Here is a 10,840-nt window from a genome sequence, read left to right as displayed (position 1 = left end):
GTAAAAAGCATAGGTCTTGATCTCTCCATCAAAAGCGCCATCACCCTGAGCGAGCCTCATAGGAGAGATGATTCATGGAATACCTCCACACAATGGTCCGGGTCTCCAACCTGGAGCAGTCTCTTGATTTTTTCTGCAACAAGTTCGGTCTCGTCGAGGTTCGCCGGACGGAGAACGAGAAGGGGCGCTACACCCTCGTCTTCCTGGCGGCCCCCGGGGACGTGGAGAAGGCCAAGGACACCAAGGCCCCGCTTCTGGAGCTGACCTATAACTGGGACGAGAACGAGTATTCCGGAGGCCGGAATTTCGGCCATCTCGCCTATCGGGTCGATGACATCTACGAGACCTGCCGGACGCTGATGGATGCGGGCGTCACCATCAACCGCCCGCCCCGCGACGGGTACATGGCCTTCGTCAAGACGCCCGACAACATCTCCATCGAGTTGCTGCAGCGCGGCGAACCCAAGCCGGTGCAGGAGCCCTGGGCGTCCATGCCGAATACCGGCTCCTGGTAAGCGGGCATCCCCAGAAAGTCTCCTTGGCGAAAAGCCCTTGCTCCGCCATTCTTCCCGACCCACCATAAGAGGCCGGGAAGAAACCGGCGGAGGACAATCTTGGCACGAGACGCGATCCGCTTCTGGCGGAATGGACAGCCCATCGAGGTTTCCGGCTTTCACCCGCGCACCACGCTTCTGGATTACCTGAGGCTTCAGGAGCGCCGCGTCGGAACGAAGGAGGGCTGCGCCGAAGGCGATTGCGGAGCCTGCACCGTGGCGCTCGGCCGCGTCCGTGACGGGCATGTGTCCTACGAGCCGGTCAATGCCTGCATCCTGCTGCTCGGACAGGTCGACGGGGCCGAGGTGGTGACGGTCGAGGACCTGGCGTCACGGGACTCGGCCTCGCGGGACTTGGCCCCGCGGGACTTGGCGTCACAGGAGGGGCTCCATCCGGTCCAGGCCGCCATGGTGGAACACCACGGCTCGCAATGCGGCTTCTGCACGCCCGGCATCGTGATGAGCCTATTCACGCTTTATCATGACGGCGAAAGGCCCCTGACCCGCGAAGCGGTCAACGATGCGCTCGCCGGAAACCTCTGCCGCTGCACCGGCTACCGGCCGATCGTGGACGCGGCCTTGCAGGTCTGCGCCGCTCCTGCGAACGATTCCTTCTCGCGAGCCCGCGAAGCGACGGCGCAGGGCCTCGCGGCGATGCGGGACGGTGATGACATCGTCATTCCCCACGGAAATGGGTTCTTCGCCGCTCCGGCGACCGAGGCCTCGCTCGCCGATCTCTACGCACGGCATCCGGAGGCCACATTGGTCGCAGGCTCCACCGATGTGGGCCTCTGGGTCACCAAAGGCATGGCGGAGCTTGAAAAGATCATCTGGCTCGGCCGCGTGGCGGGCCTCGATTCCATCGAGGAGACGGCCGATGCGCTGAGCCTCGGGGCGAGCGCCACTCACGCGCGGGCCTTCGCGTCGCTGGCGCGGATCGACCCCGATCTGGGCGAGCTCATGCGCCGCTTCGGCTCGGCCCAGGTCCGCGCCTCGGGAACCGTGGGCGGCAACATCGCCAACGGTTCGCCGATCGGCGATCTCGCCCCCGCGCTCATCGCGCTGGGCTCCACGCTGGAGCTGCGCCGGGGCGAGAGCACGCGCGTTCTTCCCCTCGACGCTTTCTTCATCGCCTATCGCAAGCAGGATCGTCTTCCCGGCGAGTTCGTGCGCCGCATCACGGTTCCGACACTCAAGGACGGCGAGGTGTTCCGGGCCTACAAGGTGTCCAAGCGCTTCGACGAGGATATCTCCGCCGTCATGGGCGCCTTCAGGTTCACGCTCGAGGGACGCAGGATCGCACAGGCCCGCATTGCGTTCGGCGGCATGGCGGGCATTCCCAAGCGCGCCCTGGAAACGGAAGCCGCGCTCGCCGGCGTGTCCCTCGACGATCCGTCGGGATGGGGCGAGGCGATGGGCGCCGTCGCGCGCGACTATCAACCTCTCGACGATCATCGCGCTTCCGCGGCCTACCGCATGACGGTGGCGCGCAACCTCGTCTTCAAGGCGCTGAGCGAGACCGCCTCGGGCGAGACGCGCGCGACGCGGATCATCGTCCGGCGCGAGGCGATGGAGGCGGCGGAGTAAGGCCATGAACGCACCCACCAAGCCGATCGATCAGGAAACGCTCCGCCACGTCCGCCAGCCCCTGCCGCACGATTCCGGCTCCAAGCACGTGCAGGGCGTCGCGCAGTATATCGACGACATCCGCGAGCCGGAGGGCACGCTGCATGTGGCCATCGGCCAGGCCCCGAAAGCGCGCGGACGGCTCGTCTCCCTCGATGTGTCCGCCGTGCGCGCCATGCCGGGAGTGAAGGCCGTTCTCACCATCGCCGACATCCCCGGCAGGAACGACGTCTCGCCTGCCTTCGGCGACGATCCGTTGTTCGTGGACAGCGAGATCAGCTTCCTCGGACAGGCGGTGTTCGCGGTCGTTGCGACGGCCCGCGACATCGCGCGGCGCGCGGTGAAGAAGGCCGTGATGGAGATCGTGTCCGAGGCGCCGAGCGTCACGGTGGAAGATGCGCTCGAGCGCGGCGAGACGGTGCTGCCCGATTATGCCTTCGGCCGCGGCGATGCGGATGCGGCGATCACGGCCGCGCCCTCCAGGCTCGCGGGCCAGTTCCAGGTGGGCGGTCAGGAGCACTTCTATCTTGAAGGGCAGGTGGCGCTTGCGATCCCGGGCGAGGACGGAGACATCCATGTCTATTCCTCGACCCAGCACCCGACGGAGGTGCAGCATGTGGTCGCCCGCGTGCTCGATATCCCCGATTCTTACGTGACCTGCGAGACCCGCCGCATGGGCGGGGGCTTCGGCGGCAAGGAGAGCCAGGCGACCCAATGGGCCGTGACGGCGGCACTGGCCGCCCGCGTCACCGGCCGCCCCTGCAAGCTTCGCCTGGACCGCGACGACGATTTCATTCTCACGGGCAAGCGGCACGATTTCCGCTGCGACTGGCGCGTCGGCTTCGACGGCGAGGGACGCATTCAGGGCTATGGCGTCGATCTGCTCGCGCGCTGCGGCTATTCGGCGGATCTCTCCGCCGGCGTGGTGGACCGCGCCATGTTCCACGCGGACAACGCCTATTGGATGCCCGCCGTGCACGTCGCCTCGAGGCGGCTGAAGACCAACACGGTCTCGAACACCGCTTTTCGCGGCTTCGGCGGCCCGCAGGGCATGCTCGCCATCGAGCATGTGATGGATCAGATCGCCTGGGCGACGGGCCGCGATCCGCTCGATGTCCGCTACGCGAATTTCTACCGGCCGGGCGAAAACCTCACGCCTTACGGCATGGAGGTGGAGGAAACCGACACGCTCCGCAATCTCGTGCGCATGCTCGAGGAGACGTCGGAATACCGCGAGCGCCGCAAAGAGATCGCAGCCTTCAATGCGGCCTCGCCGATCATGAAGCGCGGAATCGCGCTGACGCCGGTGAAGTTCGGCATCAGCTTCACGCTCACGCACATGAACCAGGCGGGCGCGCTGGTGCACGTGTACCAGGACGGTTCCGTGCACCTGAACCACGGCGGCACCGAGATGGGGCAGGGGCTCTACATCAAGGTGGCGCAGGTGGTGGCCGAGGAGTTCGGCATCGCCATGGAGCGTGTGCGCATCACCGCCACGACGACCGCCAAGGTGCCCAACACCTCGCCCACGGCGGCCTCGTCGGGCTCTGATCTCAACGGCATGGCCGCGAAGGTCGCGGCGGGCGCGATCAAGACGCGCATGATCGCCCATGCGGCGGAAGCCTATGGCGTGCCCGAGGATCAGATCGCGTTCCGGGACGACCGCGTGTTCATCGGCAACGAGAGCATCGCCTTCGACGAGTTGGCGAAGAAGTGCATTCTCGCCCGCGTGCCGATGTCGGAAGCGGGGCATTACAAGACGCCGAAGATCACCTGGGATCGCGAGAAGGGGCGCGGCCGGCCATTCTTCTATTTCGCCTACGGGGCCGCCTGCTCGGAGGTCGTCGTCGACACGCTGACCGGCGAGAACCGGCTTCTGCGCGCGGACATCCTCCACGATGTCGGGCGCTCCCTCAACCCGGCCATCGATATCGGCCAGATCGAGGGCGGATTCGTGCAGGGAATGGGGTGGCTCACCACGGAGGAACTGGTGTTCAGCAAGGAAGGGCATCTGCTCACGCACGCTCCCTCCACCTACAAGATCCCGGTGGCCTCCGACGTGCCCGAAGATTTCCGCGTGGCGCTCTATCCCAATGCCAACCGGGAGGAGACGATCTACCGCTCGAAGGCCGTCGGCGAGCCGCCGATCATGCTCGCCAACAGCGTGTTCTGCGCCCTCGCCGATGCGGTCCATGCTCTCGATCCCTCGAAGCCCGTGCCGCTGAACGCGCCCGCGACCCCGGAGGCGATCCTGCGCGCCTGCGAGGCTCTGCGGGGGAGGCCCATGGGGTGAGGGTCTGGCGCCAGCTCGCCGAGATCGTCACGCGGCATGGAGCCGCGGCGCTGATCGGCGTGCACGAGGTGAAGGGCTCCGCGCCGCGCGAGGTGGGGGCGCACATGGTCGTGCGGCCCGACGGCGCGTTCCACGGCACCATCGGCGGCGGGCAGCTCGAGTTCCTCATGCTCGACCTGGCCCGCGAGATGCTCGGTCGGGGGCGGGGGCCCGCGCGGATCGTCGATCAGGCGCTCGGCCCCGATCTCGGCCAATGCTGCGGCGGGCGCGTGAAGATCCTCATCGAGACCTTCGACGGACGCGACCTCGACGACATCGCGCCTCTCGTCGAAGCGGAGGGCAAGGGAGCCTCCTTCGACGTGGAATGCCGGATGGAGGACGGGCGCGTCCGGCGCGAGCTGGCTTCGGAGGCGGATGCGGGCCCGGGGGCGCAATGGCGCGAGACCCATGGCGAGGATCGCACGCCCGTCCTGCTCTTCGGCGCGGGGCATGTGGGCCGCGCGCTCGTGCTGGCGCTCGCTCCCCTCCCGTTTGCCGTGCGCTGGCTCGACGACCGGGACGGCGCCTTTCCGTCCCATGTCCCGGCGAATGCGGCGGCCGTGCGCATGCGCAGCCCCGAGGCCGAGATCGACGAGGCGCGGCCGGATTCGTTCATCCTCGTGATGACCCACGATCACCCGCTCGACCTGGCGATCACGGCCGCGGCCCTGCGGCGCGGATTTTCCTATGTGGGCCTGATCGGCAGCAGCACGAAACGGGCCCGGTTCGAGAAGCGCTTCCGGGAGATCGGGCTGTCCCGGGAAAGAATCGCGTCGCTGATCTGCCCCATCGGGATTCCCGGCATCGCCGACAAGGACCCGGCGGTCATCGCCGCGTCCACGGCGGCCCAGCTGCTCCAGGAGCGGGAGCGCCGTCAGCTTGACCGAAATCGCTCGCCTCTCGCCCTTCCAGGCGATACATAAGCTTCATGAGCGACATGAACACGCAAGACCAGCGCTATCTCGCGCGCGCCATCGACCTGTCACGCCAGCACATGGATGCGGGCGCCGGAGGCCCCTTCGGGGCCCTGATCGTGCGCGACGGGAAGGTTCTGGCGGAGGGCTGGAACCAGGTGACCTCCACCAAGGATCCCACGGCCCATGCCGAGGTGACGGCGATCCGCCGCGCCTGCCAGGAGATCGGCGATTTTTCCCTGGAGGGCGCGACGCTCTATACGAGCTGCGAGCCGTGCCCCATGTGCCTCGCTTCGGCCTATTGGGCGCGGGTCTCGCGCATCGTCTTCGCCAATACCCGCGAGGACGCCGCCGCGATCGGCTTCGACGACAGCCTGATCTACGACGAGATTCCCAAGCCGGTCTCGGAGCGCCTCATCCCCATGGACCACCTGCCGAGCCTGGAGGCCAAGGCCGTCTTCGACACCTGGGCGGACAAGGCGGACAAGATTGAGTATTAGCGCTCGATGCCGACCCGCATGAGAACCTCCATAATCCTTATTGGTGGTCTTGCCGTGTGTTGCGGAGCGTCAGCGGCGAGTGCAGGCACAATCTGCGTCAATCGCGTGAGAGTAAGCGAGAAGGCACTGGCGCTTTCCAGTGAGGGACAAAGACCGGACGCTTCTTATGCGTTTACTGTCTCGGTCGGGGGCAAGCCCGCCGTCGCGGCCTCCTCGGCGGAGGCTGTTCTGATCAAAGATGTGCCGACCAGCAAACCACAGATGATCGCCATTCGGCTCAATGGTCGTCCCTACACTGCATTTCCCTTGAAATTCTCCTCCTATCAGACACAGCATGTATGCCTGTGGCTCAATGATCTTTATCTGACATGGTCCGTGTCTTCCATGTCGGAGGCGCAAGGGCTGTGCTCTTGCAAAGACTAGCATCGGGCCTCAGCTATGCCCTAGAAGCCGTCCATCATCGATCCAACGCCCATCCAGACCTTATCCGAGACAAAGTCATGCCCCGCGTCACCACCATTGTCCGCAAGCCTGCCGTGAAGGCCGACCGTGTCGTCGACACCGTGACCCTCGACCATGAGGCGAGGAACCGCCGGCAGGCGACGCTCACGGCTGCGGGCGGGATCGAGATCCTGCTCGATCTCGACATGGAGACCACCATCAACGACGGCGACGCGCTGCGCCTGGAGGACGGCCGCCTGGTTCAGGTGAAGGCCAAGCCCGAGGCGCTCCTGGAGGTGAAGGCCGAGAACCCGCTTCGCCTCATGCGCCTCGCCTGGCATCTGGGCTCGAACCACGGCCTCGCCGAAATGTCGAACGACGCGCTCTATATCGAGAACGATCCTGCCCTCGCGGAGCTGGCGCGGGGGCAGGGCTGCACGGTGACTCCGGTGGAGCGCCCGTTCAGGCCGGAGCGCAGCACCCATGTCTGCGATCACGATCACCACCATCACGGCCATGGGCATCACCATCACGCTCATGAGCACCATCATCACGACCATGCGCACGAGTCTCACGGGCACTCGCACGGTCACGAGCATGGCCATCATGACCATGAGCATCATCACGACCATGAGCATGGGCACGGGTGCGGCTGCGGCGGCCACCATGGGCACGGCCACAAGCACGATCACTGATCCCGTCCTGTCCTGTCCTGAAGCCGTCCCAAGTTGTCGTCCCGAGTTGCCACCCTATGTCCAAGACGACCCGGGCCACGCAGGCCCTTCAGCAGGCGGGTGTTCCCTTCACGGTCCATGCCTATGCGTATGATCCGAACGCGGAGCGCATCGGCTTGCAGGCGGCCGAGGCCATGGGGGTGGATCCCGGCGGCGTTCTCAAGACCCTGATGGTGCTGGTGGATGGCAAGCCCGCCTGCGTCGTCCTCCCCTCGGACAGGGAGGTGAACCTGAAGAAGCTCGCGGCGGCTCTCGGCGGCAAGACGGCCCAGATGATGAAGCCCGCCGATGCGGAGCGGATCACCGGCTATCACGTGGGCGGCATCAGCCCATTCGGCCAGAAGAAGCGCGTTCCGACCCTCGTCGAGCAATCGGCCTTCGCGCACGAGGAGGTCTTCATGAACGGCGGTCAGCGCGGGCTTCAGGTCAAGCTGAGGCCTGCGGATGCGGTCTCTGCACTGGGCGCCCAGGTGGCGGAGCTGATCTGAAGGCTCCGCGACATTGCCGATCGCTTATTTTCCTTGTGATCGCCGTCCCCATGTCGGAAAAGGCCGTTCGACCCGTCCCGACCCCGCTGGAATGATGACACAGAAATTCTTCACCGTTGCCCCGATGATGGACTGGACCGACCGGCATTGCCGCGCGTTCCACCGCGTCATGTCGCGCCGGGCGCGGCTCTATACGGAGATGGTCACGACGGGCGCGGTCATCTTCGGGCCGCGGGAGCGGCTCCTCGGCTTCAGCCAAGCGGAGCATCCGGTCGCGGTGCAGCTCGGCGGGTCGAATCCGGCGGAGCTCGCCCAGGCGGCGGCGATCTGCGCCGATTTCGGCTATGACGAGATCAACCTCAACGTGGGCTGTCCCTCCGACCGGGTGCAGAATGGGCGTTTCGGCGCATGCCTCATGCAGGAGCCGGTGCTCGTGGGCGAATGCGTGGCGGCCATGAAGGCCGCCGTCTCCCTGCCCGTGACGGTGAAGTGCCGCATCGGCGTGGACGATCAGGATACCCAGGAGGCTCTCGACCGCCTGACCGAATGCGTGGTCGCGGCCGGCTGCGACGAGCTGACGGTCCATGCCCGGAAGGCCTGGCTCAAGGGCCTGTCGCCCAAGGAGAACCGGGACATTCCGCCCCTCGATTACGGCCGAGTCTACCGCCTCAAAGCGGCGCGGCCGGATCTGCCGGTCGCGATCAACGGCGGCATCAAGAGCTGGGCTGATATCCACGAGCATCTCGCGCATGTCGACGGGGTCATGCTGGGCCGAGTCGCCTATCACGAGCCGGAGATCCTGCTCGGTGTGGACCGGGAGCTCTATGGCGAGGAGCCGCCGGTGGCAGACGGCTTCGAGGCGGTCGAGGCCTATGAGCCCTACATTGCCGCGCAGCTGGAGAAGGGCGAGCGCCTGAGCAGCATCACCCGGCACATGCTCGGCCTCTTCACGGGCCGCCCGGGAGCCAGGGCGTACCGCCGCCATCTGGCGACCGAGGCGGTGAAGCCCGGAGCCGATCTGCAGACCCTGCGCGATGCGGTGGCGCATGTCTCGCGCGCCCTTGAGCGCTTAGGTCAGGAAGGCGCAGCCGCGGATGCGGCCTGAACGTCCAGGTGCGGCTTCGCACATCTGATTATGTAATAGCGTATCAAAAGACTTTACTGAAACAATATTCGGTCTATCCTCGCGAGTGTCGGGCCCGGCCAAGCTTCAAGGCCGCCGCCCGCACATCAGGGGAGACCATCATGAAAATCCGTTCCGTATCCGCTGCCCTTGCCCTCGGGGTCGGGCTCTTCGCCGCGGCAGAGGCTCAGGCCTGGTTCGCCGGGATCGAGGATGACAGGCCGCCGCCGAACGGCGCGAACGGGGTGAGCGCAAACGGCGTCACCCTCAACGGGCTCACCTCGCAGGGGCTTGCCTCCGACAGGATCGAGGCTGTCGTCCTGGCGGACGGCTCGCGGGTCGTTCTCAAGTAGTTGGCGAACCATAAGCGGCTCCCCGGTGCGCGGGGAGCCGGCGATGCAATGCGCGGACCTGCTGCTCTTCTTCTCGGCCTGATCCTCTCCGTCATCGGCGGAATGAGCCAACCGCTGCAGGCTCTTGAAGGGAAGATCCGCCTCGAGGACACGGAGCTGGTCCTGAGGCTGGAGGACGGCCGGGTCCTGCGCGGCGCCGGTCTTGTCGGTCTGACGCTCGTTCTCGGCCAGGGCGGGCAGCCCGTGGAGATCCGGGTCGACGGCTTCGAAGAGGACAGGACCATTCTTCGCGCGCCTTTGCCGTTGTATCGCATGTCGGTGCGGCAGGCCGATGGGAGCACGGCGGATCTCTGCCATCCCGATCCGGGCGGGCGCCGCGCGGCCTTCGCATTCCCCGACGGCAAGGGTGGCTTCAATCTCACCTGCACCAGCGGTGCCGAGGGCAAATGCGTCCTGTTCGGATATCGCCCGTGGGAGACGAGGGAGGGTGTGCCGATGTCCGACCTTCTCCGGGCCTGCATCCATCTGTTGCGCGCCGATTACGGGGGCGACGACCGTCCGAGCACGAGAAACGGCACGCCGATCAATGTCTACGACCGCTTCGCGATCCAGCATCCCGGCACCGCTCCCGGCATGGCCTTCGAGGCGGCCTGGGGGCCGGACGGGGCCGTCTGCGTCGCCCATCCGCGCATTCCCGACAACATCACGCTCGATGATCTCGCGGAGCGCTATCCGCGCCTCAGGAGGCGGCTGGGGCCGGAACAGTGCAGCGAGGACGCCATGCGGGCGGATCCGCGTGCCCTCATCTTCAATCAGTCGGCGGCGACGGAGCCCGCACCCAGGTGACGGCCTGGTCGCCCGGAGCCGGAATCGCTCTCCGCCCTCAGGATCAGCCGGTTGCCGCGCACTTCGTAGGAGCCGAGGCGCTCCAGGAACGACATGCCGAGAAGATTGGCGTGCAGCACGCCTTCCCGGGCGATGAGCGCGCGCACGTTGCGCTCGGTGATCGGTCCGACCGACAGGCTGTCGATGATGACGGGAGCGGCAAGCGCCCCGCCATTCGCCGTCGCGACCGGAATGGAATAATCGAGCCGTTCCGGCTTGAACCCGAGGGTGATCGCATTCTCGGCGCGCAGCACCACGGTGCTCGCGCCGGTGTCGAAGACGAAGCGCGTGTCGTGGCCGTTGACCTTGCCCTGAAGCAGGAAGCTGCCGTCGGTCTTGCGCGCCGCGACGACCTCGCCGTCCGGCGTCACCACCGTGCGCCCGACCGAGATATCGCCGATGGCGCGGTCGAGAACGGTCTGCAATTCGCTGCGTGAGGCATACATCACAAGGAGCGCGATCAGCACGCCGCCGCTCACGGCGCTCGCCTGCACCCCGTAGGTCCAGTGCTCGCCGAAGCCTTCGATGATGGAGGCGGAAAGGATCAGGCTGATGCCGCCGAGGCCCATGAGGCCGGCGGCCTCGATGGGCGTGAGGTCGGCGATGTTGTTGTCGGCGAAGAGCGCGACCAGCAGCGCCGCGATCAGGAGCAACCCGCCTGCGCCACGGATGCCCGGCATCACTCGGCCTTGTCGCGTTCGGGCGCGAAGGCCTCGCGCATGCGCTCCGGCAGCCGCGCCATGATCTGCTGGCGCTCCTCCTCCGTCAGTCGGTACCAGCGCGTGATCTCCTCGCGCGTGCGGCCACAGCCCTCGCAGAGCCCCGTTTCGGGGTCGAGGGTACAGACGCGGATGCAGGGGCTGGAGACGCGAACCATGATCTCTCACATG

Annotated in this window: 12 protein-coding genes; 10 read left to right on the top strand and 2 right to left on the bottom strand. The window is 66.6% G+C overall.

The features are described from left to right. Positions 1-74: 74 nt before the first annotated feature. The 10 genes from AB8841_RS24255 (at position 75) to AB8841_RS24210 (ending at position 9,911) form a co-directional block, all read left to right on the top strand. Positions 75-515 carry a VOC family protein gene (locus tag AB8841_RS24255; protein ID WP_370438321.1) on the top strand — a complete coding sequence of 147 codons (441 nt, stop codon included), beginning with the start codon at positions 75-77 and terminating at the stop codon, positions 513-515. A gap of 99 nt (positions 516-614) precedes the next feature. Next, complete coding sequence (gene xdhA, locus AB8841_RS24250; RefSeq protein ID WP_370438320.1) at positions 615-2,141, top strand: xanthine dehydrogenase small subunit; 1,527 nt, start codon at positions 615-617, stop codon at positions 2,139-2,141. 4 nt (positions 2,142-2,145) lie between these two features. Continuing rightward, positions 2,146-4,473: a xanthine dehydrogenase molybdopterin binding subunit gene (gene xdhB, locus AB8841_RS24245; RefSeq protein WP_370438319.1), complete on the top strand. Its 2,328-nt coding sequence runs from the start codon at positions 2,146-2,148 to the stop codon at positions 4,471-4,473. Continuing rightward, positions 4,470-5,435 carry a xanthine dehydrogenase accessory protein XdhC gene (gene xdhC / locus AB8841_RS24240; RefSeq protein WP_370438318.1) on the top strand — a complete coding sequence of 322 codons (966 nt, stop codon included), beginning with the start codon at positions 4,470-4,472 and terminating at the stop codon, positions 5,433-5,435. Before xdhB ends, xdhC begins: the two co-directional genes overlap by 4 nt. A 14-nt stretch (positions 5,436-5,449) precedes the next feature. Beyond that, entirely contained in the window at positions 5,450-5,926 is a 477-nt protein-coding gene (locus AB8841_RS24235; RefSeq protein WP_370438317.1) for a nucleoside deaminase, read from the top strand. 500 nt (positions 5,927-6,426) lie between these two features. Continuing rightward, positions 6,427-7,062 carry an urease accessory protein UreE gene (locus AB8841_RS24230; protein ID WP_370438316.1) on the top strand — a complete coding sequence of 212 codons (636 nt, stop codon included), beginning with the start codon at positions 6,427-6,429 and terminating at the stop codon, positions 7,060-7,062. Between the two features lie 56 nt (positions 7,063-7,118). Next, positions 7,119-7,589 (top strand): Cys-tRNA(Pro) deacylase, encoded by a 471-nt coding sequence (gene ybaK / locus AB8841_RS24225; protein ID WP_370438315.1) that lies wholly within the window; start codon positions 7,119-7,121, stop codon positions 7,587-7,589. A 94-nt stretch (positions 7,590-7,683) separates the two neighbouring features. Further along, entirely contained in the window at positions 7,684-8,694 is a 1,011-nt protein-coding gene (gene dusA / locus AB8841_RS24220; RefSeq protein WP_370439356.1) for a tRNA dihydrouridine(20/20a) synthase DusA, read from the top strand. A 140-nt stretch (positions 8,695-8,834) separates the two neighbouring features. Continuing rightward, positions 8,835-9,065 carry a hypothetical protein gene (locus AB8841_RS24215; RefSeq protein ID WP_370438314.1) on the top strand — a complete coding sequence of 77 codons (231 nt, stop codon included), beginning with the start codon at positions 8,835-8,837 and terminating at the stop codon, positions 9,063-9,065. Positions 9,066-9,113: 48 nt separating this feature from the next. Next, positions 9,114-9,911, top strand: a complete 798-nt coding sequence (locus AB8841_RS24210) for an ADYC domain-containing protein (protein WP_370438313.1) — start codon at positions 9,114-9,116, stop codon at positions 9,909-9,911. Here AB8841_RS24210 and AB8841_RS24205 read toward each other — a convergent pair. Together AB8841_RS24205 and AB8841_RS24200 are read right to left on the bottom strand one after the other, a co-directional pair. Continuing rightward, the gene (locus AB8841_RS24205; protein WP_370438312.1) at positions 9,878-10,630 is read right to left on the bottom strand and encodes a TIGR02281 family clan AA aspartic protease; all 753 of its coding nucleotides are present in this window, start codon (positions 10,628-10,630) and stop codon (positions 9,878-9,880) included. The two genes, AB8841_RS24210 and AB8841_RS24205, sit on opposite strands and share 34 nt — an antisense overlap. Then, on the bottom strand, positions 10,630-10,827 hold the full coding sequence (locus AB8841_RS24200; protein WP_370438311.1) for a DUF1289 domain-containing protein: 198 nt from the start codon (positions 10,825-10,827) through the stop codon (positions 10,630-10,632). The genes AB8841_RS24205 and AB8841_RS24200 overlap by 1 nt, the downstream gene beginning before the upstream one ends. Between the last annotated feature and the right edge of the window lie 13 nt (positions 10,828-10,840).

The sequence above is a fragment of the Microvirga sp. TS319 genome (assembly GCF_041276405.1).
GTDB lineage: Bacteria > Pseudomonadota > Alphaproteobacteria > Rhizobiales > Beijerinckiaceae > Microvirga.
This window is presented reverse-complemented; position numbering and strand designations above follow the sequence as displayed.